At 72.8% G+C, this 23145-nt stretch carries 20 protein-coding genes and 1 pseudogene; 12 read left to right on the top strand and 9 right to left on the bottom strand.

The features are described from left to right. Positions 1–35: 35 nt before the first annotated feature. Positions 36–941 (top strand): EamA family transporter, encoded by a 906-nt coding sequence (locus ACWEFJ_RS04980; RefSeq protein WP_449712960.1) that lies wholly within the window; start codon positions 36–38, stop codon positions 939–941. Positions 942–987: 46 nt separating this feature from the next. After that, entirely contained in the window at positions 988–1503 is a 516-nt protein-coding gene (locus ACWEFJ_RS04985; protein ID WP_449712961.1) for an NAD(P)-dependent oxidoreductase, read from the top strand. Positions 1504–1541: 38 nt separating this feature from the next. Here the strand turns inward: ACWEFJ_RS04985 and ACWEFJ_RS04990 are convergent, their stop codons facing one another. Further along, positions 1542–4151 carry a glycoside hydrolase family 3 protein gene (locus ACWEFJ_RS04990; protein ID WP_449712962.1) on the bottom strand — a complete coding sequence of 870 codons (2610 nt, stop codon included), beginning with the start codon at positions 4149–4151 and terminating at the stop codon, positions 1542–1544. Between the two features lie 283 nt (positions 4152–4434). On the opposite strand from ACWEFJ_RS04990, the gene bdeA reads away from it, so the two are divergent. From bdeA to ACWEFJ_RS05005, 3 genes and pseudogenes are all read left to right on the top strand, one after another. Next, positions 4435–5307, top strand: coding sequence for a bis(hydroxyethyl) terephthalate hydrolase (gene bdeA, locus ACWEFJ_RS04995; RefSeq protein WP_449712963.1), 873 nt, complete (start codon positions 4435–4437; stop codon positions 5305–5307). A gap of 263 nt (positions 5308–5570) precedes the next feature. After that, a pseudogene (locus ACWEFJ_RS05000) lies at positions 5571–5780 on the top strand (RNA polymerase sigma factor); the annotation flags it as partial. Positions 5781–5794: 14 nt separating this feature from the next. Continuing rightward, positions 5795–5953 carry a hypothetical protein gene (locus tag ACWEFJ_RS05005; RefSeq protein ID WP_449713053.1) on the top strand — a complete coding sequence of 53 codons (159 nt, stop codon included), beginning with the start codon at positions 5795–5797 and terminating at the stop codon, positions 5951–5953. A 16-nt stretch (positions 5954–5969) separates the two neighbouring features. Here ACWEFJ_RS05005 and ACWEFJ_RS05010 read toward each other — a convergent pair whose 3' ends face one another. Next, positions 5970–6416: an Lrp/AsnC family transcriptional regulator gene (locus tag ACWEFJ_RS05010; RefSeq protein ID WP_449713048.1), complete on the bottom strand. Its 447-nt coding sequence runs from the start codon at positions 6414–6416 to the stop codon at positions 5970–5972. A gap of 93 nt (positions 6417–6509) precedes the next feature. On the opposite strand from ACWEFJ_RS05010, the gene ACWEFJ_RS05015 reads away from it, so the two are divergent. After that, a complete protein-coding gene (locus tag ACWEFJ_RS05015) occupies positions 6510–7346 on the top strand; it encodes an LLM class flavin-dependent oxidoreductase (RefSeq protein WP_449713049.1) in 837 nt (278 codons plus the stop codon). Continuing rightward, positions 7343–7750 carry a nucleoside deaminase gene (locus tag ACWEFJ_RS05020; protein ID WP_378085878.1) on the top strand — a complete coding sequence of 136 codons (408 nt, stop codon included), beginning with the start codon at positions 7343–7345 and terminating at the stop codon, positions 7748–7750. The genes ACWEFJ_RS05015 and ACWEFJ_RS05020 overlap by 4 nt, the downstream gene beginning before the upstream one ends. 27 nt (positions 7751–7777) lie before the next feature. Here the strand turns inward: ACWEFJ_RS05020 and ACWEFJ_RS05025 are convergent, their stop codons facing one another. Continuing rightward, positions 7778–9016 (bottom strand): helix-turn-helix domain-containing protein, encoded by a 1239-nt coding sequence (locus tag ACWEFJ_RS05025; protein WP_449712964.1) that lies wholly within the window; start codon positions 9014–9016, stop codon positions 7778–7780. A 291-nt stretch (positions 9017–9307) separates the two neighbouring features. On the opposite strand from ACWEFJ_RS05025, the gene ACWEFJ_RS05030 reads away from it, so the two are divergent. After that, on the top strand, positions 9308–9979 hold the full coding sequence (locus ACWEFJ_RS05030; protein ID WP_378085876.1) for a lytic polysaccharide monooxygenase auxiliary activity family 9 protein: 672 nt from the start codon (positions 9308–9310) through the stop codon (positions 9977–9979). A gap of 52 nt (positions 9980–10031) precedes the next feature. Here ACWEFJ_RS05030 and manA read toward each other — a convergent pair whose 3' ends face one another. The 5 genes from manA to ACWEFJ_RS05055 all read right to left on the bottom strand — a co-directional run bounded on the left by manA (position 10032) and on the right by ACWEFJ_RS05055 (position 16460). Continuing rightward, positions 10032–11129, bottom strand: coding sequence for a mannose-6-phosphate isomerase, class I (gene manA, locus ACWEFJ_RS05035; protein WP_449712965.1), 1098 nt, complete (start codon positions 11127–11129; stop codon positions 10032–10034). A 9-nt stretch (positions 11130–11138) separates the two neighbouring features. Next, positions 11139–12095, bottom strand: a complete 957-nt coding sequence (locus tag ACWEFJ_RS05040) for an ROK family protein (RefSeq protein ID WP_378085872.1) — start codon at positions 12093–12095, stop codon at positions 11139–11141. Positions 12096–12179: 84 nt separating this feature from the next. Beyond that, entirely contained in the window at positions 12180–13160 is a 981-nt protein-coding gene (mgrA, locus tag ACWEFJ_RS05045) for an L-glyceraldehyde 3-phosphate reductase (protein ID WP_378085870.1), read from the bottom strand. Positions 13161–13182: 22 nt separating this feature from the next. Further along, positions 13183–14019, bottom strand: coding sequence for a LacI family DNA-binding transcriptional regulator (locus ACWEFJ_RS05050; RefSeq protein WP_378085868.1), 837 nt, complete (start codon positions 14017–14019; stop codon positions 13183–13185). Continuing rightward, entirely contained in the window at positions 14016–16460 is a 2445-nt protein-coding gene (locus ACWEFJ_RS05055; RefSeq protein WP_449712966.1) for a glycoside hydrolase family 2 protein, read from the bottom strand. The genes ACWEFJ_RS05050 and ACWEFJ_RS05055 overlap by 4 nt, the downstream gene beginning before the upstream one ends. 122 nt (positions 16461–16582) lie before the next feature. Here ACWEFJ_RS05055 and ACWEFJ_RS05060 point away from each other — a divergent pair, with 122 nt between their 5' ends. The 4 genes from ACWEFJ_RS05060 to ACWEFJ_RS05075 all read left to right on the top strand — a co-directional run bounded on the left by ACWEFJ_RS05060 (position 16583) and on the right by ACWEFJ_RS05075 (position 21728). Next, positions 16583–18703 carry an alpha-galactosidase gene (locus ACWEFJ_RS05060; RefSeq protein WP_449712967.1) on the top strand — a complete coding sequence of 707 codons (2121 nt, stop codon included), beginning with the start codon at positions 16583–16585 and terminating at the stop codon, positions 18701–18703. A gap of 488 nt (positions 18704–19191) precedes the next feature. Beyond that, the gene (locus tag ACWEFJ_RS05065; RefSeq protein WP_449712968.1) at positions 19192–19893 is read left to right on the top strand and encodes a hypothetical protein; all 702 of its coding nucleotides are present in this window, start codon (positions 19192–19194) and stop codon (positions 19891–19893) included. A gap of 186 nt (positions 19894–20079) precedes the next feature. Continuing rightward, on the top strand, positions 20080–20628 hold the full coding sequence (locus tag ACWEFJ_RS05070; RefSeq protein WP_449712969.1) for a DUF3558 domain-containing protein: 549 nt from the start codon (positions 20080–20082) through the stop codon (positions 20626–20628). Positions 20629–21005: 377 nt separating this feature from the next. Then, on the top strand, positions 21006–21728 hold the full coding sequence (locus ACWEFJ_RS05075) for a twin-arginine translocation signal domain-containing protein (RefSeq protein WP_449712970.1): 723 nt from the start codon (positions 21006–21008) through the stop codon (positions 21726–21728). A gap of 37 nt (positions 21729–21765) precedes the next feature. On the opposite strand, the gene ACWEFJ_RS05080 is transcribed toward ACWEFJ_RS05075, so the two are convergent. Further along, the gene (locus tag ACWEFJ_RS05080; RefSeq protein WP_449712971.1) at positions 21766–23025 is read right to left on the bottom strand and encodes an ABC1 kinase family protein; all 1260 of its coding nucleotides are present in this window, start codon (positions 23023–23025) and stop codon (positions 21766–21768) included. Positions 23026–23145 lie beyond the last annotated feature (120 nt).

Below are 23145 nucleotides of genomic sequence, written 5' to 3' on the forward strand. Positions count from 1 at the left end.
GCGGTGAGCTAACTCACCCGACGGATACCTTAGCGATGAGATACTTTGTCTTAGTGCTAAGCAAATGGGTGACCGCGTTGGCCCCCGCCGTGTGGGGCACGACCTACTACGCCACCACCGAGTACCTGCCCCCGGACCGGCCGCTGCTGGCCGGCCTGCTGCGGGCGTTGCCGGCCGGGTTGCTGCTGGTCGCGGTCACGCGACGGGCACCGAGCGGGGACTGGTGGTGGCGTTCGCTCGTCCTGGGCACGCTCAACATCGGCGTGTTCCTGCCGCTGCTGTTCCTGGCCGCGTACCGGCTGCCGGGCGGTGTGGCGGCGACCGTCGGCGCGGTGCAGCCGCTGGTGGTCCTCGGGCTCGCGGCCCTGCTGCTCGGGCAGCGGATGACGACGAGGGCGGCGCTGGCCGGGATCGCGGGCGTCGTCGGCGTCGCCTTGCTGGTCTTGCGGGCCGATGCCCGGCTGGACGCGGTGGGGGTGGCCGCCGCGCTGGGCGGCGCGGTGGTGATGGCGGCCGGGGTCGTGCTGAGCAAGCGCTGGACCGCCCCCGCCCCGCTGCTGGCCGTCACCGGGTGGCAGCTCGTGGCGGGCGGACTGGTGCTGCTGCCGGTGACGCTGCTGGTCGAGGGCCTGCCACCGACGATCACCGCGGCGAACGTCGGCGGCTTCGCCTACCTCGGCCTCATCGGCGGCGCGCTCACCTACGCCCTGTGGTTCCGCGGGATCCGGGTGCTGCCGGCCACGCAGGTCACGTTCCTCGGCCTGCTCAGCCCGGTGGTGGCGACGCTCGTCGGGTGGCTCGCGCTGGACCAGGAGCTGACCGCGTGGCAGGTGCTCGGCGCGGCGGTCGTGCTCGGCGCGCTCGTGGTGGCACAGCGGACGACGACCGTGCGAGAGAAGGGGGAGAGCCGTGCGGATCACGGTGTTCGGAGCGTTCGGTAGCGTCGGCCGCCGGGTGGTGGCGGAGGCCCGGCGACGCGGTCACGACGTGACGCCCGTCAGCCGCCGACCCGGTTCGGGCGGCGAGGTGGGTGACGCCCGGGTCGTCGCGGACGTGGTGCGGCTCAGCGCCGGCCGCGACCTGGTCGTCAGCGCGACCCGACCGGTGGACGGCCGGGAGGACGAGCTGGTCGAGGCGACGCGGGCGCTGCTGGCCGGCGTGGCGCGGACCGGCGTGCGGCTGCTGGCCGTGGGCGGCGCGGCCACGCTCGTGACGCCCGCCGGGCACACGGTCGAGGAGGCGCCCGACTTCCCGGAGGCGTTGAAGCCGATCGCGCGGGCGTGCGCCGAGCAGTTGGCGGTGTGCCTGGCCGACCGCGCGGCCGACTGGACCTACCTCAGCCCGCCCGCGGCGCTGGAGCCGGGCGAGCGGACCGGGGTGTTCCGGGTCGGCGGTGACGAGCAGGTCGGGTCCGCCATCTCGCTGGAGGACCTGGCGGTGGCGTTGCTGGACGAGGCGGAGACGCCCCGGCACCGCCGCCGGCGCTTCACCGTGGGGTACTGAGACAGGGGGTGCGGACGCGTCCGCACCCCCTGCTCACGTCACGTCAGTTCGGCGCACGTCTTCGCGTCGGGGTCCGAAGCGGCCTTCGGCACCCACCGCACGTTCGCGAACGACGCCTGGAACGCGCCCTCCGTGTAGACCAGGAACGGCGTGTTGACGTTCTCCAGGTCCAGCCCGCCCTGCGCGAAGCAGGAGATCGGGATCTTCACCGTCGACTTCGCGCCCGCCGGCAGCCCGCCGAACAGGCCGGTCGCGTCGACCTCGGCGAAGCACGGGTACTGGCAGTGCGTGCTCACCACGGTCCGCGCGGCCGGGGCCTGGTGCACGATCACGTCGAACACCAGCGCCGCGTCGGCGTTGAGGTACCCGCGCAGGTCCGTGCCGCCCGCCGGGTTCTGCAGGTAGACCTGGCCGGGCCCGGTGCCGGTCCACGTCGTCTTCATCGCGTCGCCCTGCACGTTCACGTCCGCGGGCACGACGGTGATCGAGCCGTGCGCCGCCTCGCCGTCCGGGCCCAGCTCCGTGCCGCCCCAGTTGTCCGGCGACCCGATGTAGCTGCGGTACGGCGCGACGTCGGTCCGGACGTGCAGCTCCAGGTCCTCGGTCGCGGTGCCGCCACCGCCGTTGCCGGAGCAGCCGAACTCGGGCGAGGTCTCGTCCAGCACGCCGACGTTCCCGGTCTGCCGGCTCTTCAGGCCGTACCCGGCCTTGAACAGCGGGTCGCCGCCCGCGTCCAACGGCGTCTGGCAGGCGCTGCGCGGCCACGAGAACGACAGCTTGCCGGTGTAGCCGGGGTACGCGTGCCGGCCGCGGACCAGCAGGTCGGCCACGCCGCCGCCCTCGGTGCCGGGCAGCCACGCCGCCACGAACGCGTCCGAGCGGTTCAACTCCTTGTTCACGTGCAGCGGGCGGCCCGACACGTACACCGTGACGACCGGCGTGCCCTTGCCGCTGACCTTGTCCAGCACGGCCAGGTCGTTCGGGTACAGCTTCGCCGCCTCCAGCGAGCGCTTGCCGAGGTCGCCGACGCCCTCCGCGTACGGCGTCTCGCCGATCACCGCGACGACCGCGTCGAACCCGGTCGGGTCGACGTCGCCGTTCTCGCTGAACACCACGTTCCGCTCGCCGAGGACCTCCTTGAGCCCGCCGAGGATCGTGGTGCCGTGGGGGAAGTCGGCGTTGGTGTTGCCGGTACCCTGCCAGGTGAGCGTCCAGCCGCCGGTCTGGTTCTGCAGGCTGTCCGCGCTCTTGCCGACGACCAGCACCTTCGACCGCGGGCTGAGCGGCAGCACCCGGTTGTCGTTCTTGAGCAGCACCTGGGACTTGCGCACGGCCTCGCGGGCTAGCTCGCGGGCCTCCAGCGCGGCGGCCGACCCGGCGTGGTGGCGCCGCGAGGGCTTCTCGCCGTCCAGCACGCCCGCGCGGAGCTTGACGCGCAGGATGCGGGTCACCGCGTCGTCGATGCGGGACATCGGGATCCGGCCGTCCTCGACCTGGGCGATCGTGTTGGCGATGAACGCCTTCCAGTCGTTGGGCACCATCACCACGTCGATGCCCGCGTTGATCGCCTGGGGGCAGCTCGCGTTGGTGCAGCCGGGGACCTGGCCGATGCCGTTCCAGTCCGACACCACCAGGCCGTCGAAGCCCATCTTCCCCTTGAGGATGTCGTTCACCGCGAGCCTGCTGCCGTGCAGCTTGCCCTCGTCGATGCCCAACTCCTCGTTGGTCCAGCTGTTGAACGACACCATCACGGTCTGGGCGCCGGCCGCGAGCGCGCCGTAGTAGCCCTGGCTGTGCACGTTGATCATCTCGGCCTCGGACGACGGGTTGACGCCCTGGTCCTTGCCGCCGATCGTGCCGCCGTCGCCGATGAAGTGCTTGGCCGTGGCCAGCACGCCCACCCGGCGCTTGCCCTTGCCCTGCAGGCCGATGGTGGCCTCGTAGCCGTAGGCGCGGGTGATGCGGGGGTCCTCCGAGAAGCCCTCGTACGTGCGGCCCCACCGGTCGTCCAGCGGCACGGCCAACGTGGGGGCGAACGCCCAGTCCTGGCCGGTGGCGCGGATCTGCTCGGCGGTCGCCTCGCCGATGTCCCGGACCAGGCACGGGTCGTGCGCGGCGCCCAGGCCGATGTTGTGCGGGAAGATCGTCGCGCCGTAGACGTTGTTGTTGCCGTGCACGGCGTCGATGCCCCAGATCACGGGCACCCGCGTGCGACTGGCCCTGGACGCTTCCCAATAGGCGTCGGCGAGGGCCAGCCACGCCTCGGGCGCGGCGTGCTTGTCCCGGCCGGGCCACGACCCGCCGCCGTTGAGCACCGAGCCGATGCCGTACTCGCGCACCTCGTCGGGGGTGATGGCGGCGATCTCGGGCTGGGTCATCTGGCCGACCTTCTCGGCCAGCGTCATGCCGTCGAGGATCCCGCGGATCCGCCGCTCGTCGGCCGGGGTGGAGTCGACCCGGCTGTCGACCCTCGGCCACTGGGACAGCTCGGGGAGGCGGTCCTCGATCCGGGCGCAGCCGTGCTCGGTGCGCGGCTCGCCGACGACCGGTTGGCGCGGGCCCGGCCCCGGTGCGGCGGTGGCGCCGCCGGTGACGAGACCGGCGGCGAGCACCGCGGCCACCGCGGCGCTCAGGTGTCTGCGGGACATCGGAGGTTCCGTTCGTCAGCGGGGCGACGGCACTGTCGCGCCGATCTTCGTTACCCCGCGGATCGCGGTCAAGACCTCTGTGGGAGCGCTTCCTCGCAGGTAGGAGTTCCGGTCCGCGGCCCGGTTCCCGGTACCGGCGACGTGAATTGTTTTCACACTACGGAGCGTGTCGAGACACTTACTTGACTCTGGAGTAGGTAGTGCGCCAGACTCGGCCGCGGTAAGCACGGTCCACTCAGGACTCTCTCCGCCAAGTCCTTGCCACCCTGGGAAGAGCACAACCATGTCCCTGAGGCATCCCCTGTCCCGCCGCGCGCTCGTCATCGCCGCGACGGCAGCCCTCACCCTGTCCGGCACGGTCGCGCGGGCGGCCGAGAACCCCTACGAACGCGGCCCGGCGCCGACCACGGCGAGCATCGAGGCCGTCCGCGGCCCGTTCGCCACCGCCGAGACCGCGGTGTCGTCACTGAGCGTGCGCGGCTTCGGCGGCGGCACCATCTACTACCCGACCAGCACCGCCGAGGGCACGTTCGGCGCGGTCGCGGTCGCACCCGGCTACACGGCCTCGCAGTCCAGCCTGTCCTGGCTCGGACCGCGCCTGGCCTCGCAGGGCTTCGTGGTCTTCATCATCGACACGAACTCCCGCTACGACCAGCCGTCGTCCCGCGGCGACCAGCTCCTCGCCGCGCTGGACTACCTGACCACCAGCAGCTCCGTGCGCTCCCGCGTCGACGCCTCGCGGCTCGGCGTGATGGGCCACTCGATGGGCGGCGGCGGCGCGCTGGAGGCGACGAAGGATCGGCCCACCCTGCAGGCGTCGATCCCGCTCACCGCCTGGAACCTGACCAAGACCTGGTCCTCGGTGCGGACGCCCACCCTGGTCATCGGGGCGGAGGACGACTCGGTCGCGCCGGTGGCGTCGCACTCCGAGCCGTTCTACACCTCCCTGCCGTCCACGCTGGACAAGGCGTACCTGGAGCTGAACGGCGCGAGCCACTTCGCGCCCAACACCTCGAACACGACCATCGCCAAGTACAGCATCGCCTGGCTCAAGCGGTTCATCGACGACGACACCCGCTACGAGCAGTTCCTGTGCCCCGCGCCGGGCCGCAGCACGCTGATCGAGGAATACCGCGACACCTGCCCGCACTCCTGACCCCGACGGCGGGAAAGCGCTTGCCAGACCTGTTGCCGATACGTTACCTTCTGGGGTCTGGGAACGTTCCCAGAAGGTTCGTCCCGCAACGCAGGCGGCGGCGTTGACGGGATCGAGGGCCGCCGCCGGCGTGGTCGGGTGTGACACCAGAGCGCTCTGGTCCGCACCCCGGAGGTCTCAATGCCGAGGCCAACCCTGCCGGCGGCGGTCCTTGTTCGTGGGACCCCGGAGGTTCGTGGGACCCCGGAGGGCACGAGCAGGACATGACGACCGATGACCCCGACGACCGCACCCTGTGGTCACAGGCCGCGGCGGGGAGCGGACCGGCCTTCGGCGCGCTGTTCGACCGGCACGCCAAGGCGGTCTACAACCACTGCTTCCGGCTGACCGCGTCGTGGGCCGCGGCCGAGGACCACCTCCGGAACACGTTCCTGCTGGCCTGGCGCAAGCGGGACCGGCTGCGGCTGGAGCACGACTCGGCCCTGCCGTGGCTGCCGGCCGTGGCCACGAACGTGGTGCGCGGCGACCGCCGGACGGCAACGAGTGGAACCCGACGAAGTGCTGGGTGCGGCCCGACGGGGTGGTCGTCGCGGGCGCGCGCGACCTCGACCCGGCGACGTGCGCGCCGGCCGTCGCCTGGCGGTAGCCGTGACCGGGGTGGGTCAGGTCGCCGACACGCCCCGGTACGGCAGGGTCTGGCTGTAGACGATGTTCGTGGTCGTGCTGCCGAACCCGGTCAAATCGTTGACCACCTGTTCCAGGTGCGGCATGGAGGTCGCGGCGACCTTGAGCGTGTAGCAGTCGTCGCCCGTGGTGCGCAGGCACTCGAGGATCTCGGGGCGTTCGGCGATGAGCGCGTGCAGCGGCTCGTGCCGGTTGCCGGGGTACTTCAGGCGGACGACTGCCAGCACCGCGTAGCCGACCTTGGCCAGGTCCACCTCGGCCCGGTAGCCGGTGATCACGCCGGCGGACTCCAGCCTGCGGACGCGTTCGGTGGTGGCCGAGGCGCTGAGGTTGACCCGGCGGCCCAGCTCGCTCAGCGCGATCCGGCCGTCGCGTTGCAGCTCGCCGAGGATGGCCCAGTCGGCCGGATCGAGGTTCCCGGTCATCCGGGCACTTTACCGGGGAATCCACGGCGAAGGCCGGTGCGGACCGTGGATCGTCTCTTCAGGCGGCGGTGGCCGACGCCTAGCCTTGGTGCGGTGCAGATCGGTGTGAACGTCCCGAACTTCGGGCCGGGCACCTCGCCGGACGTGCTGCGGGACTGGGCGCAGACGGTCGAGGGCCTGGGCTTCGACCTGTTGATGGTGTCCGACCACGTGGTGGTGACGCCGGACGTGGCGCAGCAGTACCCGGCCCCGTTCTACGAGCCGTTCACCGCGTTGGCGTGGCTGGCCGGGGTGACGTCGCGGATCCGGCTCGGCACGACCGTGGTGGTGCTGCCGTACCGGCACCCGTTGCTGGTGGCGCGGATGGCGGCGAACCTGGCGGAGGTGTCCGGCGGCCGGTTCGTGCTCGGGGTCGGCGTCGGGTGGGCGCGGCAGGAGTACGAGGCGCTGGGCGTCCGCTTCGCCGACCGCGGCCGGCTGGCCGACGAGGCGTTGCGGGTGGTGCGGGCGGCGTGGCGGGACGAGTCGGACTACCGGGCCGGGTCGATCCCGATCTGGGTCGGCGGGCACTCGGACGCGGCGTTGCGGCGGGCCGTGCGGCTCGGGGACGCGTGGCACGGGCTGCGCCTCACGCCGGCGGCGTTCCGCGAGGGGGCGGGGCGGTTGGCGGCCCTGGCGGCGGAGGAAGGCCGGCCGGCGCCCGCGTTGGCGCCGCGGATCCTGCTGCGGATCACGTCGTCGGAGGTGACCGGGCCGGAGCGGCGGTTGGGCGAGGGGACGGTCGGGCAGGTCGTGGGCGACCTGGCGGACCTGCGTTCGGCGGGGGTGCGGGCGGTGGTGCTGGACCCGTTCGTCGGCGATCCCCAGGAGACGTTGCACCCGGAGGTGGCGTGGCAGGCGCTGGCCACCGTGCGGAAGGAGTTCGGATGAGCTTGCACAGGGCGATCGAGCTGGCGGCGGAGGCGCGTGCGTCGGGCAACCCGCCGTTCGGGTCGTTGTTGGTCGGGCCGGACGGCGCGGTGTTGCGGGAGGAGCGCAACACCAGCGTGACGGACGACGACATCACCGCGCACCCGGAGCTGAAGCTGGCGCGGTGGGCGGCGCGGTCGCTCACGCCGGAGGTCGCGGCGGGGACCACGATGTTCACCAGCTGCCAGCCGTGCGGGATGTGCGTGGGCGCGATCGAGCGGTCCGGCCTGGGTCGCGTGGTGTTCGCGTTGTCGACCGAGCAGCTGAACGCGCTGAAGCCGGGCGGCGGCTTCCCACCCGTGCCGCAGGAGGGACCGGCGTTGCGCGAGGAGGCGACCGTGCCGGTGGAGGGGTACTACCGGTGAGCGTTGCGGGGTGGAGGCAAGTCGGCGTCAGCGGTCCACGCCGACGAACCCGGCCAACGCGCGGAGGTCGCCCTTGACCGACTTGCGCTCCCGCCTGAGCATCCCGGTGATCATCGTGTGGACGCGCCCGGTGAACAGCAGCTGTTCCGGAGCCGCGGACCTGGCGAGGTTGAGCAGGTCCAGGGCATCGCGATCCTGACGACGCAGGTAGTGGGCCCACGCGACGGTGATCAGGTGCGAGGTCCGACGTTCGGCCAGTTCCGCCGGGAGGTCGTCGGCGGGGACGCCGTCGGCTTCCGAGATCGCCCGGATCGGGTCGCCGAGTTCGAGCGACAGCCACACCCGGTGGATGGCCACGTTTGTCGGTCCGAACGCCAGCCAGAAGTCGTTGCGATCCCCGGTCCGGTCGGCCGCCCTACCGGCTTCCTCGAGGAAATCCCGCGCCGCGCGGTGGTCTCCGAGCGATGCCGCGCCGACCGCGCCCTTGAGCATGAGCGATCCGTACATGCCGAAGGATTCCGGCGTTCCGAGGTGTGGGCGGAGCGCGTCGGCGGCCGCGACGGGGGCATCGGTGGACTCCTGGAGCCGGCCGGCGTGCCGCAGGACCACGGCAAGCCGCCACGCCCCGCCCGCGATCAGCAGCGGATCACGCGACTCCTGTGCCGCGTGCAGGGAACGTTCGGCGGCCACCCACGGCAGGTGCGGCTCACCCAGCCGGTCGAGCATCCCGGAGGTGACCCGGTAGACCAGGGCTTGCAGGCGAAGGGCCTCCCGCTTGTCCTGTTCGCTTCCGGCGGCGTCGACGAGGTGCCAGGAGTCGGCGATCATGTCGGGCACCAGGGGGGCCATGTCCGACCACCGTTCCGTCTGCGAGCACAGGAACGCCTTCTCGATGCGGACGCGCAGGTGTTCCGGCGACACGGGCGCTCGATCGGGGACGCCGATCAAACCCGCGATGCCGTTGTACCGCAACATGGCCGCTTCGATCTCGGGGATGAAGGCGGGTGCCGTGCCGAGTCGGTCCGCACGGTTCGACCGGCCGCGGAAGGGGCCTGGGAGCAGCGCGGAAGGCGGGATCCTGAGCGCTCCCGCGATGGCCACGATGGTGGAGAGCCGGTCGACGTCCACCTTGTTGTTCTCGATCTTCCGCAGCCACTCGGTCGTCCGGCCTCCGACCAGACCGCACAGGACTTCCTGGGTCATGCCCGCCGCGTTGCGGTAGTAGGCGACGCGGTCACCGATGGTTGCCCGCCTGTCCGGACGCATATCCCCAGCGTAACGACCCTGCGGTCGAGGGCTTCCTCGCCTGACCCAGGACGCATGAGGCCCGCTCGTCCTGACCGGCGGGCGGGCTCGGCCACCGAAAAGCCCGGTTCCACGGGCATTTCCGGTGACGCGAGTGGTGAACTCAGGGGTCCTGAACGCAGGACTCACGAGACTTGGACGTACGACTCACGCGGTTCGAGGGGGTTCACAGACTGTGGTTGGTTCGCTACGTTGGGGCCTGGGAGCGCTCCCAGCCCGTAGTCGGAAAATCCTCAACGTGGAGGACAACTCATGACCTTCAGACGCGGTCTCCGTTCGGCACTCGGCGTCTTCACCTCGGTCTTGGCGGTCCTCGCCGCCGGCCTGGTCGCCCTGGTCGGCACCTCGGGCGTGGCGAGCGCGCACGGCTCGGTCACCGATCCGCCGTCGCGCAACTACGGCTGCTGGCAGCGCTGGGGCAGCGACCACCTGAACCCGAACATGGGTCAGACCGACCCGATGTGCGCGCAGGCGTGGAAGACCGACCCCAACGCCATGTGGAACTGGAACGGCCTGTACCGCAACGGGGTCGGCGGCAACCACCAGGGCGCGCTGCCGAACGGCCAGCTCTGCAGCGGCGGCCTGGCCGAGAGCGGCCGGTACCGGGCGCTCGACACGGTCGGCGCGTGGAACACCACCACCAAGCCGCGCCAGTTCACGCTCACCATCACCGACCAGGCGAAGCACGGTGCGGACTACCTGCGGATCTACATCACCCGGCAGGGCGTCGACACCACCACCACCCCGCTGCGCTGGAGCGACCTGGAGCTGGTCACCTCGACCGGCCGCTACGGCACCACCGGCCTCTACCAGGCCCAGGTGAACGCGGGCAGCCGCACCGGCCGCCACACGATCTTCACGATCTGGCAGGCGAGCCACATGGACCAGGCGTACTACCTCTGCAGTGACGTGGTCTTCCAGTAAAACCGCAGGGGCACGCGGGTGCGGCCGGTGCGCCGCGCCCGCGTGCCCGGCGTCAGAGGTTCGTGGTGGCCCAGAACGCCTCGCCGTCACCGGACACCACCGCGGCGCTCGCGCCGTGCGGCAGGAACACCGACTCGCCGCCGCGCAACGCGACTTCCGCGCCGTCCCGGGCCACCACGACGTTCCCCTTGACGCACAACAGGAGTTGCGGCCCTCCCCCGGCCAGCACGGCCCCCGGCCGCACCGCGTGCAGCCGGAACTCCGGGTCCGGCGTCGGGTACGTCCTCAGTGGACCGTCCACCACGCCGTCGAGCACGGCGGGCGGCCCGGACCGGCGGTCGACCAGCGACAGCACCCCCGCCACGTCCACCGGTTTGGTGGTCAGGCCCGCGCGCAGGACGTTGTCGGAGTTCACCATCAGCTCGACGCCGGTGCCCCGCAGGTGCGCGTGCAGGACCCCCGCGCCGACGTAGACCGCCTGCCCCGGCCGCAACGTCACCGCGTTGAGCAGCAACGCCGCCACCACGCCCGCGTCCCCGGGGTACACCTCGGCCAGCTTTGCGACGTGCGCGAGCGCGGGCACGCGGGCCGCGGCACGGGCCACCCGGCCGACCAGGTCGGCGTCGGCGCAGTGCAACGCCCAACGCAGCGCGCCCCACGTGTCGCCGGCCACCAGCTCCGCGCGCAGGGGCGCCAGTTCCGGCACGTCCAGCCCGTCCAGCAGCGCCGCGGTCTCGGCCGGCGGGCGGAAGCCGGACAGCGTCTCGAACCCGGTCAGCGCGACCAGGATTTCCGGCTTGGCCCGGTCGTCGCGGTAGCCGTGCTCGGCGAACCCGACCGCGGCCTGCTCCCGGTCCGGGTGCACCTGCAACGACAGCGGCGCGGCCACGGCCAGCACCTTGAGCAGGAACGGCAGCCGCGGGCCGAACGCGGCCAGGCTGTCCGGCCCGAGCAGCCCGGCGGGGTTGGCGGCGAGGTACGCGTCCAGCGGCACGTCGCAGCCGGCCAGCCGGGACGGGTCGTCGGGGTGCGCCCCGACCCACAGCTCGGCCTGCGGCCGGGGACTCGGTGACGGCTCGCCGCGCAGCTCGGCGAGCGCGGTCCGCGAACCCCAGTGGTACTCGCGGACGGTGGTGTCCAGCTTGCGCACCGCGCCCCCTCAGATCCCCACGGGCACGGACGGCGCCCGCCGGTCGGCGAGCAGCGCCGCCGCGCCGATCAGGCCGGAGTCCACGCCCAGCGTCGCCGGGCACACCTCGACCCGGCGCATGAAGTCGAGCCCCGCGTAGTCCGCGAGCGGCTCGGTGACGGCGGGTTCGAGCAGGTCCCACGCCTGCGCCACGCCACCGCCGATGACCACGCGGTCGATCTCGCACAACGCGGACGCGACCGTGATGACCCGGGCGACCGCCGCGCCGGACCGCCGGAACGCCGCCCGCGCGGTCGGGTCGCCGGCCCGTGCCGAGGCGGCGAGCGCGACGCCGTCGGCCGTGCCGCCGAGTGGCTGCCAGCCCTGCTCCAACGCCCACCGCACCATCGACGGGCCGCTGGCGATGGCCTCGGAGCAGCCGTCGGCCCCACACCCGCACCGCGGCCCGGCCGGGTCGACCACGAAGTGCCCGACGTGACCCGCGTTGCCGGTGGCGCCGAAGTGCGGCTTGCCGGCGAAGACGAACCCGCCGCCGATGCCGGTCGACACGACCATGCCGAGCAGGCACTCGCTGCCCCGGCCGTTGCCGTGGTGGTACTCGGCCAGCGCCATGCACAGCGCGTCGCCGCCGAGCCGGACCGGCAGGCCGGGCAGCAGGTCGCCGACCCGCGCGGTGATCGGGAAGTCGCGCCAGCCGGGGATGTTGACCGGGCTGATGGTGCCGGTGCGCAGGTCCATCGGGGCCGCCGACGCGATGCCCGCGCCCAGCACGGCCCGGCCGGCGGCGAGGTCGAGCAGTTCCCCGAGCACGCCGGCCAGCCCGCGCCAGACGGTCTCCGCGTCACCCGCCGGCGTCGGCGTGGTGCGGCGGGCCAGGACGGCGCCGTCGGGTTCGACCAGCGCCGCGGCGAGCTTGGTCCCGCCGATGTCCACGGCGACCGCGACCGGCTCGAGTGCTTGCCCCATGGACTTAGTTAAGCGGTTAAGCAAAGTTTCGTCAAGAGCCGTTGACACCTGTGCTGAAGCGGTTCACACCACGTAACGCAGACGTCACAGGTGCCGTTCGATCTCGGCCAGCTCGTCGGCCTCGAACGCCAGGTTCGCGGTCGCGGCGACGTTGTCCTCCAACTGCCGCACGCTCGACGCGCCGATCAGCGCGGACGTCACGTTGCGCAGCACCCACGCGATCGCCAGCTGCGCCAACGTCTGCCCGCGCCGCTTGGCGACCTCGTTCAACGCCCGCACCTTCGCCAGCGTCGCCTCGTCCAGGTTGGCCGACGACAGGAACGGCGACGCGCTCGCCGCCCGCGACCCCTCCGGCACCCCGTCGAGGTAGCGATCGGTCAGCACGCCCTGCGCCAGCGGCGAGAACGCAATGCAGCCCGCGCCCACCTCGGCCAGCACGTCGAGCAGCCCGTCCTCGACCCACCGGTTGAACATCGAGTACGACGGCTGGTGGATCAGCAGCGGCGTGCCCAGTTCCCGCAGCACGCGGGCCGCTTCCCGGGTCTGCTCGGCCGAGTAGTTGGAGATGCCGACGTACAGCGCCCTGCCCGACCGCACCGCGTGGTCCAGCGCGGCCATCGTCTCCTCGACGGGCGTGTCCGGGTCGGGCCGGTGGTGGTAGAAGATGTCGACGTGGTCCAGGCCGAGCCGGGCCAGCGACCGGTCCAGCGAGCCGAGCAGGTGCTTGCGGGAGCCCCACTCGCCGTACGGGCCGTCCCACATGTGGTAGCCCGCCTTGGTGGACACCAGGATCTCGTCCCGGTGCGCCCGGAAGTCCCGCGCGAACAGCCTGCCGAAGTTCTCCTCGGCGCCGCCGGGCGGCGGGCCGTAGTTGTTGGCCAGGTCGAAGTGCGTCACGCCGAGGTCGAAGGCGCGCCGCAGGATCGCCCCCTGACCGTCCAGGCTCCGGTCGTGGCCGAAGTTGTGCCACAGCCCCAGCGACACGGCGGGCAGCTTCAGCCCGCTGCGCCCGGAGCGGCGGTAGGGCATGGCGTCGTACCGCGACTCGGCGGCGAGGTGGGTCATGGTGGTCCTTTACCGGGGTGCGTTACCGCGTGCTCTCCCGCGCGATGAGCGTGGGCTTGGGCGACCAGCGCTCGGCGACCTCCACGCCCTCGATCAGCTCCAGCACGGACTCGGCGACGGTGACGCCGAACTGGTGCACGTCGACGCTCATCGTGGTCAGCGCGGGTGACGCGAGCCGGCACAGCGACGAGTCGTCCCACGCGACCAGGCTGAGCCGGTCGGGCACGGCGACGCCGAGTTCCTTGGCGACGCTCAGGCCCGCGACGGCCATGACGTCGTTGTCGTACAGGATCGCGGTGGGCGGCTCGGGGGCGTTGAGCAGCGCGGTGGTGAGCTTCGCGCCGGACTCCTCCGAGTAGTCGCCCTCCACCACGACGGGCTCGATGCCCGCCTCCGCGCACCCCTCGACCAGCGCGGCGGTGCGCGCCCTGGTGTGCAGCAGCGTGTTCGGACCGCTGACCCGCGCGATCCGCCGGTGCCCCAGCTCCAGCAGGTACGCCAGGGCCTCGCGCACCGGGCCCGCGTCGTCGGTGCGGACCGCGGGCACGGCCAGCTCGTCCGGCTCCCCCACGTACAGCGCGGGCAGCCCCATCTCGCGCAGCATCGCCGGCCGGTGGTCGTCCACGGTGCGGTTGACGACGACCACCGCGTCGACCACCCCGCCCGCCGCCCACCTGCGGTAGGCGGCGATCTCGGCGTCCTCGGTGCCCACGATGTGCAGCAGCACGGACCGGTCGCCCTCGGCCAGCCGCTCCTCGATGCCCGCGATGAACTCCATGAAGAACGGCTCCGCGCCCAGCAGCCGCGCGGGGCGGGCCAGGACCAGGCCGACGGAACCGGTCGGGGAGCCGCCGGTCATGTCCGCACCGCGCTCAGGCTGTTGGCCGATCGCAGCACCAGGGGACCGGTCAGCGCGGACGGGTCCGCCAGCTCGGTCGCGGTCCGGACCAGGAACGAGTGCGTCCCGCCGGCGGTAAGGGTGACCAGCGCGTCGTCCACGACGGCGTCCTCGGCGACCCGGTCGGCCAGCACGGCGACGTCGCGGGCGAAGGAGGACGCGGTGACGTCCACCCGGTAGCCCTCGGCCACCCGCCGCACCTCGGCGGCCAGCGGCGCGGGGTCGTAGGTCAGTTCCAGGTCCTCCCGGAACAGGTGCGCGGTGCGCGCGTCGGCCGTGCCCACCACCAGCACCTCCCCCCTCGGGTCGCCCGGCGTCGTCAACTCCGCCGCCAGGTCGAGCCGCGCCACCGACCGCGCCGGCACGTCGAGCGGGAGTTTAGCCGCCGCGAGCACCTCGCCCGCGAACGTCTGGCGCTCCAGCGCGACGTCGCCGGTCCAGGCGTCGTCGGTGTCGTTGACCGCGATGAGCACGTCCACGCCGTCCCGCGGCTGGACGGTGAGCAGGCGGGGCGCGAAGGCGTGCCGCAGCGCGTAGTACAGCGGCTTCGGCCGCTCGTCGCCGTCGATCGCGGCCCACGACGTGACCGGCCAGCAGTCGTTGAGCTGCCACACCAGCGCGCCCGCCGTGCGGGGCCAGTGGGAGCGGAAGTGCTCGATCCCGAACGCGACCGCGCGGGCCTGGTTGAGCTGGGTCGCCCAGTGCCAGTCCTCGAACGCCCCGGGCGCGGGCAGGTGCGGCGCGAGGCCGCGGTCGAGCTTGCCGTTGCCGTCCTCGGCCTTCTGGTGCAGCAGGAACGCGGGCGAGGTCGGGGTCATCGGCTCGTCGTGGACCCACCGGGTGAGCGTCGCCCACGTCGGCGGGCCCTGGAAGCCGAACTCGGAGCAGAACCGGGGCGCGTGGTCGCGGTAGTGGGTGTAGTCGACCCGGTTCCAGACCTCCCACTCGTGCCGCGTGCCGTGGGTGTCCTCGTTCGGGTGCGGCTCACCCGGGCTGTACGGGCTGCCGGGCGAGTAGTGCCTGGTCGGGTCCAGCTCGGCGACGATCTTCGGCAGCAGGTCGGTGTAGTAGCCCAGGCCCCAGGTGCGGCCCTGCAACTGCTCGCGCCAGCCCCAGTCCTCGAAGCCCCAGAGGTTCTCGTTGTTGCCGTTCCACAGCGCGAGGGACGGGTGCGAGGTCAGCCGGGCGACGTTCTCCCGGGCCTCGGCCTCGACCTCCTCCCACAGCGGCGACTCCTCGGCGTAGGCGGCGCAGGCGAACAGGAAGTCCTGCCAGACGAGCACGCCGCGCTCGTCGCAGACGTCGTAGAAGTCGTCGGTCTCGTAGATGCCGCCACCCCAGATGCGCAGCATGTTCATGTTCGCCGCGACGGCCTGGTCGACCCGGCGCGCCAGGCGGTCGCGGGTGATCCGGGTGAGGAAGTGGTCGTCCGGGATCCAGTTCGCGCCCTTGGCGAACACCGGCCTGCCGTTGACCACGAAGGTGAACGGGGCGCCGATGTCGTCGGGCGTGGTGTCGACGGTGATCGTGCGGAACCCGATGCGGCGCTCGGCGCGGTCCACCTCCGCGTCATCGGCGAGGAGAACCACGTCGAGGTCGTAGAGGGGGTGGTCGCCGTAGCCCACGGGCCACCACAGGTCGACGTCCGGCACCTCGACGGTCACCACGGCGGAGTCGCCCTCGACGCGGACGCGCCGCTCCACGCCGGCCACGGTGGCGACCGCCGTGAGGGCCGCGTCGCGGGCGCGGTCGACCTCGACGTGCACCTCGACCCGGCCCGTGCCGTCCCCGTCCACCGTGACCAGGGGGCGGACCTGCGCCAGCCGGGCGTCGGTCCAGCGCTCCAGCCGCACCGGCTTCCAGATGCCCGCGGTCTGGAGGTCCGGACCCCAGTCCCAGCCGAACGAGCAGGCCATCTTGCGCACCGCGTTCATCGGGTGCGGGTAGGCGCGGTCGCGCCGGCCCAGCGCGGCCTCCTGCTCCTCGGCGTAGGCGAGGGCGGAGCGGAACGTGACGACGAGGTCGTTCGCGCCGTCCCGCAGGTGCTCGCGGACGTCGAAGCGGTAGGAGCGGAACATGTTGGCGGTGCTGCCGAGAACGTGGCCGTTGAGCGCCACCGTCGCCACGGTGTCCAGCCCGTCGAACGCCAGTTCCACCTTCTCGCCCGGCCGCGCGGCCTCGGCGTCGAAGGTGAGCGCGTAACGCCAGTCCGTGCGGTGCATCCACGCCAGCTCGGTCTCGTTGGTGTCGAGGTAGGGCTCGGGGATCAGGCCCGCCGCGAGGAGGTCGAGGTGCGTGCTGCCGGGCACGACCGCGGGCACTTCGCGGTCGGCGACGGCCGCGGGGATCGGCCCGCCCACCGCGCTCAGCCGCCACCCGTCGTGCAAGGTCGTGCGCGTCATCGTTCCTCTTTCCCGGGCGGTGGCGGTGGGTTTCTGCCGTGTGACGTTCAAGGTATGGCGATTCTTACGCCAGCAACTAAAGTAAGTCAACGAGGTTCACCGCCAGAGAGGAAGACCACAAAGTGGCAGACCTGACGCACCTGCGGGCAGCGGGTGTGAGCCTGGTGCTCGACTTCTCCGGGGGCACGCTCCCCCGCGTCCGCCACTGGGGCGCCGACCTCGGCGAGCTGTCCCCGGCGGAACTGGACGCGGTGCTGCTCGCGCAGAGCCCGCACCCCATCGGGTTCTCGGTCGACGGCCCGGTGGACGTGGCCGTGCTGCCCGAGCAGTCGGCGGGGTGGCTCGGCACGCCCGGGATCATCGGGAACCGCGGCGGGCGGGACTTCTCGACCGCGTTCCGGGTGGTGTCCGCGGACGGTCCGGCGATCCGGGCCGTGGACGAGGTCGCCGGGCTGGCGTTGGACCTGGTCGTGGAGCTGACGCCGGCCGGGCTGGTGCGGCAGCGGGCCGTGCTCACCAACACCGGCCCGTCCGACTTCACCGTGGACGCGGTGAACCTGACCCTGCCGGTGCCCGCGCAGGCGGTCGAGATCCTGGACTTCACCGGTCGGTGGACGCGCGAGCGCAGCCCGCAGCGCACCCGGTGGACGCACGGGCTGCGGGTGCGCGAGAACCGGACCGGCCGCACCGGCTACGACTCCGCCTACCTGTTCGCCGCCGGCACCGCCGGGTTCGGCAACCGGTCGGGCGAGATCTGGGCCGTGCACACGGCCTGGTCCGGCAACCACCGGACGTTCGCCGAGCGGACCTACCACTCGGTGTCGCTGCTCGGGTCCGGCGAGCTGCTGCTGTCCGGCGAGGTCGTGCTGGGTCCGGGCGGGTCGTACGCGTCGCCGTGGCAGTACGCGTCGTACGGGCACGGGTTGGACGAGGTGTCCGCGCGGTTCCACCGGCACCTGCGGTCCCGGCCGTCGCACCCGAGGTCCCCCCGGCCGGTCGTGGTGAACACGTGGGAGGCGGTGTACTTCGACCACGACCTCGACCGGCTGAAGGCACTGGCCGACGCCGCCGCCGCGGTCGGCGCGGAGCGGTTCGTGCTGGACGACGGCTGGTTCGGGTCGCGGCGCGACGACCGGCGCGGGCTGGGCGACTGGTACGTGTCCGACGAGGTGTGGCCGGACGGGCTCGGGCCGTTGACCGACCACGTGACCGGGCTCGGGATGCAGTTCGGGATCTGGGTCGAGCCGGAGATGGTCAACCCCGACTCGGACCTGGCGCGGGCGCACCCGGACTGGATCATGGCGGCCGGCGACCGGCTGCCCGGGACGGCCCGGTTCCAGCAGGTGCTCGACCTGGCCAGGCCCGAGGCGTTCGCGTACGTCCTGGAGCGGTTGGACGCGCTGCTGTCCGAGTACCCCGTGTCGTACCTGAAGTGGGACCACAACCGGGACCTGGTCGACGCCGGGCACCGGCCGACCGGGCGGGCCGGGGTGCACGGGCAGACGCTGGCCGTGTACCGGCTGATGGACGAGCTGCGGCGGCGGCACCCCGGCGTGGAGATCGAGTCGTGCTCGTCCGGGGGCGGGCGGGTGGACCTGGAGGTGCTGGAGCGCACGGACCGGGTGTGGGTGTCGGACTGCATCGACGCGTTGGAGCGGCAGGCGATGCAGCGGTGGACGAACGCGCTGATCCCGTTGGAGCTGATGGGGACGCACGTGGGGGCGGAGGCGTCGCACACGACCCACCGGCGGCACCCCCTCGACTTCCGGGCGGGGACGGCGCTGTTCGGGCACTTCGGGATCGAGTGGGACCTGACGGCGGCGTCGCCGGAGGACCTGGAGCGGCTGTCGTCGTGGGTGGCCCTGTACAAGTCCCTGCGGCCGTTGCTGCACACCGGGGTGGCCGTGCACGGCGACCACCCGGACCCGGCGATCGAGGTGCACGGGGTGGTGGCGGAGGACGGTTCGGACGCCGTGTTCGCGATCGTCTCCCTGGCCACGTCGGCCTCGTACCCGCCGGGCGCGGTCCGCCTGCCGGGGCTGGCTCCCGACCGGCGCTACCACGTGCGCCCCTTGCCGCCGGGGGATTACCCGGACGGGAACGCGCACAACTGGGGCATCCGGCTGCCGTGGTGGACCCCGGAGGGGGTCACGCTGCCGGGCCGGGTGCTGACGTCGGCGGGCGTGCAGGCTCCCGTGCTGCACCCGGAGCGGTTGGTGCTGGTGCGGGCTACGGCGGTGTAGCGGGATCGGCTCGGGGCTGTCACCGGCACGGGTTTCGGTGCCACCTCACCCGGACAGGCGAAGCTTGCAACCGGTGACAACCCGAACCGCATGTCTCACGTTAGCCGGATAAAACGGCCGGCCCGGCGGCGGTTGCGGTGGGCCGGTGGCAGCGGTGGGCGGTGGTTGGCGACGTGGTTGGCGGTTGGCGGTGTGGTTTGCGGTGTGGTTGGCGGTGTGCGGTGCGGCTGGCGATGGGCGGCGGGCTTGCTTTGCGGTGAGGAAACGGTTGGCGGGGCTGCGGATTCGGGGTGGCGTGGGGTCGCCGTGGCGTGGGTCGGGGCGGCGTGGGTCGGGTGGCGTGGCGGCGTGTGGCAGCGGCACGGCGTGGCACTCGCGCGGGTGCCGCGCAAAAGTGCGGCGGCCGATCCGTCGGCGCGGCCTAGCATTCCCGCGACCGCGACGGCCGGGATGCCGTCGGCCTCCCGCTCAGCCGCTCCGGAGCGTGCATGTCAGATCAGACCAACAACCTGGTCAACGGTGAAGTCCGCGGCCCGGTCGTCCAGGTCGGCACCAACACCGGTGTCGTGAACGTGCACCACGGCCCGGGGCAGCCGCCCCCTGGCGGGTCGGGTGGCTCGGTGGCGGTGCCCGCGCAGGGGCCGTGGTACTTCGTCATGGGGTGGCGCATGGGCGATCGGCTGTCCCTGGTGCCGCTGCCCGACCGCGAGCGGGCGGCGTGGGAGGAGTTGGTCGAGGCGATGCTCGCGGTCGGCTTCGGTGAGGCGGAGTTCGCGGCGGTGCCGGAGGCGGCTCGGCGGTTGGTCGAGGAGGTGTCACGGGACGGTGCCGACCGGGGCGTGGCGTTGAACGCGTACACCGACGCGGTGGACGCGTTGCAGCGGCGGATCGAGCGGCGGGCCGGGCAGGACGAGTTGGTGTGGTTCACGATCGGTCGGTTGGTGACGGAGATCCGCACCTTCCGCACCCTGGACGAGCTGGGGATCGCGGAGCCGGCGGCGCGGCCCGCCGAGCGGATCGGGGAGGCCATGGCGACGTTGAGCGGACTGGTGGCGCGGGTTTCGTTGCCGGGGGCGGTCGTGGTGGTGTTGGAGCGGTTCCTCGCGGCGGTGGTGGACGGGGTTGGGTTGGAGGCGTTGTACGACCGGGCGGAAGCGGTCAGGCGCGTGTGTGCGGCCGGAGTCGGGTGACGGGGAGTTGGGTGAGAGGCGGTCGGTGAGGGGCGGTGCGGGCCGGAGGAGTGTCAGCCGGAGGGGGTGGCCCGCGGAGTGTGGGGGCGGAGGGGTGTGGGGGCGGTGGTGGAGGTCTAGCGGTGGTGATGCGGGATTGGTTACGGTCGTCGCACGAAGCGTCAGCTTGCCGACCGGGAAGAGACCGTGAACCCTCGAATCATCCTGATCGGCGCGGCTGTCGCGCTGTTCGCGGCCACCGCCTGTGGCGGGCCGGCTGACGGGCAGTCCGACCCGACGGCCGGGGCTTCCGCGCCGGAGAGCGCGCAACAGACGACCGCGCCGCAGGTCGGGCCGTCCAGGGGTGGTCCGCTCGACGGCCTCGACCCGTGCACGCTGCTGACCAAGGCCGAGGCCGAGGAGATCACCGGAGCGCAGACCGCCGAACCGGTGGTGGAGCAGCTCGGGTCGGCGCGGGTGTGCAACTTCTCGCCCCGAACGGCACGGCTCGGGGTCGGTGTGCGGACCACCGCCGGGTTGGCGCAGGTGCAGTCGAACGGCAACGTGGTGCAGGAGGTCATGGTCGGTCGGCACCAGGCCAAGCAGGCGATCGGGGCGACCGGCAGTTGCGGGGTCTTCATCGGCGTCACGGAGTCGTCGCGGGTCGATGTCGTGCTCAACTCCGGCAGTCCCGACGAGGATCCGTGCCCGGCGGCGATGAAGGTCGCCGAGTTGGTCGAGCCCCGGTTGCCGTAGTCACGGCGAACAGCGCGAGCGCGGCACCGCAAGCCCGAACAGCACAGATCCGGACGGCACCAGCGCGCCAACACGGACGCGGCAGCACGGGCGCGGTAACACCGTCGCGGGCAGCACGGGCGCGGCAACACAGACACGGGCAGCACGGCAGCGGACCCGATGAGGCGTCGCCCGGCAGCATCGCTCGACCGTGCGACCACCCCGTCATTCGCCGCCGAATATGACGCGCCGCAACGGTTTCGAGCGGCCGGAGAGCACACGGCCGGGTGGATGTCGTCACGACCGGGTTGGCTTTTGCTTGCGGTGCCGACGATCGCCGTGACCCTGCCCTACGTTCGAGTCGCTGGACTGGCGAACAAGTGCGGTGGAGGTTGACGTTGTCCGACAACGAACACGAGCACCACGGGGAGCCGCTCGGCGGCGCGGACCGGCGAGGGTTCCTGAAGGGCACCGCGGCGGCGGCGCTGGGGGTCGGCGCGGCGGCGGTGGCGGGGTCGCCGAGCGCGGCGGCGGAGGAGGTCCGGACGTTCAACGGGCTGCCGCCGATCGGCGCGGAGATCCCGTGCAGCTGCCTCGCGGTCAACACGCCGCTGCGGATCAGGACGAGCGTCGTGAGCGTGGACTTCCGGGGCGGTATCAAGGTCCGGGTGGAGTACAACCCGGACGACCCGGACAACTCGGTGCGACTGCGGGTGGTCGGGCACCGGGTCAGCGGCGAGCTGCCCGGCGGGGAGGACGACACCGCGGCCGGGACGATCACCATCGAGCAGAACGACATCGACGTCACGCCCGAGAGCCTGCTGCGGCTGACCCAGCGGTACCCACCGCGTTACGAGCAGGTGATGGTGCTGCGGTTCACCATGACGATCGACCAGCCGGACGAGTTGCTGCGCCGCGCCGGCGTCACGTCGCCGAAGGCGTACGAGGCCCTCGTGCTGGAGACGAAGAACCCGGCGGTGCTGGTGGGGAACCTGACGCAGTTCCCGCCGCGGGGCGACCTCTACCGGTTGCGGGAGCCGGTGGAGCTGGTGCTGCCGGACGACCCGGACGTCGTGGTGGCGACCATCCAGGAGTTCCCGGTGAAGGTCGGCGGGCTGTGATCGGCGGGGGCCCGCGCCGCTGGGCGCGGGCCCCGCGTCACCCGGCCAGGGCCCGTTCCATCAGGGCGCTCAGCAGGTAGGGCCGGGCGAGCCGCTGGAAGTCGGCGTCGGGGTCGAACTCGCGCACGGTGCCCTCCAGCACGAGCAGGGCCAGGATCGGGAACACGAACCGCGGGTCGGCGAGGTAGCCGTGCCTGCGCTGGGCGTCGAACAGCCGGGCGGCGAACGGGGCCAGGCGGAACGCGCCCGCCTCGCGGCCCGCGTGCCGCGCCACCAGGTCGGCGAGGTCGGCGCGGAACGCCGCCGGGTCGGCTCCGGCCGCCGGGACGGCGGTGGACAGGACGATCTCCGCGCACGCGTCGCCGTCGCCCTGGCTCATGCAGTAGAAGAAGGCGGCGAACTTCTCGCGCGCCGCTTCGTCCAGTCGCACCGCGAATCCCGCGTCGAGGATGACGACCGTGCCGTCGGGGCGGAAGTAGAGGTTGCCGGGGTGCAGGTCGCAGTGCACCACGCCGTCGAGGAACAGCATCCGGTAGGCCGCGCGCAGGGCCGTCGCGACCGCGCGTCGGCGTTCCTCGACGCCCAGGTCGTCCGGGCGGAGCCGGTCGAGCCCGTCGAGGTGCTCCATCACGATCATGTCGCGGGTGGACAGCAGGCGGTCGACCTTGGGCACGACGACGCCCGGCACGTCGCGCAGCGCGGAGCGGAAGCCGTCGAGCAGGTCGGCTTCCCGGGCGAAGTCGAGTTGGGCGAGGACGCGGGCGGACACCTGGCGCACGACCTCGACCACGGGGACCCGGCGCAGCGCGGGCAGTCGCGCCGCGGCGCGGGCGACGCGGTCGAGCAGGGCGAGGTCGGCGGCCAGGGCGGGGCCGATGCCGGGTTTGCGCACCTTGACGGCGAGGTGGCCGCGGCCGGGGGCGGTGACCCGGTAGACGCAGGCGATGCTGCCGGCGCGCACGAGGACCGGTCGGGGGTCGCCGAAGCGGGCGCGGAGGCGGCGGACCGCGGCGCGGGACTCCACCGGGCGGGCGCGGTCGTGCAGCGGTTCGAGGGCGCGGCACCAGCGGGGTGGCAGCACGTCGGTGCGGGTGCCGAGCAGTTGCGCGACCTTGACGTACGCGGGTCCGAGGGCCACGACGGCGTCGGCGAGCCACCGGTCGGGCTCGAACCGCTCGCCCCGCGTCCACGACGCCACGGCCGACAGGCCCGCGAGCGCGGACCGGCCGCCGAGGACGGCCAGTGCCCGCACCGCCCGGCCGACCACCACACCAGTGCCGTGCGCGCGTGCCGTCATCGGTCCGGTTCACTCCTCGGGGTCGGCGCCCGGCCTGGGTCGCGGCCGTCACCTCCTCGATAACGACGTCGGTGCGGGAGGACAAGTCGCTTCACGCTTCCGGGGTCGGGCGCCACCGGT

The organism is Actinosynnema sp. NPDC004786, assembly GCF_053601135.1.

Excerpts from the sequence above, each read along its gene's own strand:
- ACWEFJ_RS05050 (WP_378085868.1), bottom strand. The coding sequence starts at position 14,019 with ATGACCGGCGGCTCCCCGACCGGTTCCGTCGGCCTGGTCCTGGCCCGC.
- bdeA (WP_449712963.1), top strand. The coding sequence starts at position 4,435 with ATGTCCCTGAGGCATCCCCTGTCCCGCCGCGCGCTCGTCATCGCCGCG.
- ACWEFJ_RS05010 (WP_449713048.1), bottom strand. The coding sequence starts at position 6,416 with ATGACCGGGAACCTCGATCCGGCCGACTGGGCCATCCTCGGCGAGCTG.
- ACWEFJ_RS05025 (WP_449712964.1), bottom strand. The coding sequence starts at position 9,016 with ATGCGTCCGGACAGGCGGGCAACCATCGGTGACCGCGTCGCCTACTAC.
- ACWEFJ_RS05080 (WP_449712971.1), bottom strand. The coding sequence starts at position 23,025 with ATGACGGCACGCGCGCACGGCACTGGTGTGGTGGTCGGCCGGGCGGTG.
- mgrA (WP_378085870.1), bottom strand. The coding sequence starts at position 13,160 with ATGACCCACCTCGCCGCCGAGTCGCGGTACGACGCCATGCCCTACCGC.
- ACWEFJ_RS05020 (WP_378085878.1), top strand. The coding sequence starts at position 7,343 with ATGAGCTTGCACAGGGCGATCGAGCTGGCGGCGGAGGCGCGTGCGTCG.
- ACWEFJ_RS05040 (WP_378085872.1), bottom strand. The coding sequence starts at position 12,095 with ATGGGGCAAGCACTCGAGCCGGTCGCGGTCGCCGTGGACATCGGCGGG.
- ACWEFJ_RS05055 (WP_449712966.1), bottom strand. The coding sequence starts at position 16,460 with ATGACGCGCACGACCTTGCACGACGGGTGGCGGCTGAGCGCGGTGGGC.
- ACWEFJ_RS05030 (WP_378085876.1), top strand. The coding sequence starts at position 9,308 with ATGACCTTCAGACGCGGTCTCCGTTCGGCACTCGGCGTCTTCACCTCG.
- ACWEFJ_RS05065 (WP_449712968.1), top strand. The coding sequence starts at position 19,192 with ATGTCAGATCAGACCAACAACCTGGTCAACGGTGAAGTCCGCGGCCCG.
- ACWEFJ_RS04980 (WP_449712960.1), top strand. The coding sequence starts at position 36 with ATGAGATACTTTGTCTTAGTGCTAAGCAAATGGGTGACCGCGTTGGCC.
- ACWEFJ_RS04990 (WP_449712962.1), bottom strand. The coding sequence starts at position 4,151 with ATGTCCCGCAGACACCTGAGCGCCGCGGTGGCCGCGGTGCTCGCCGCC.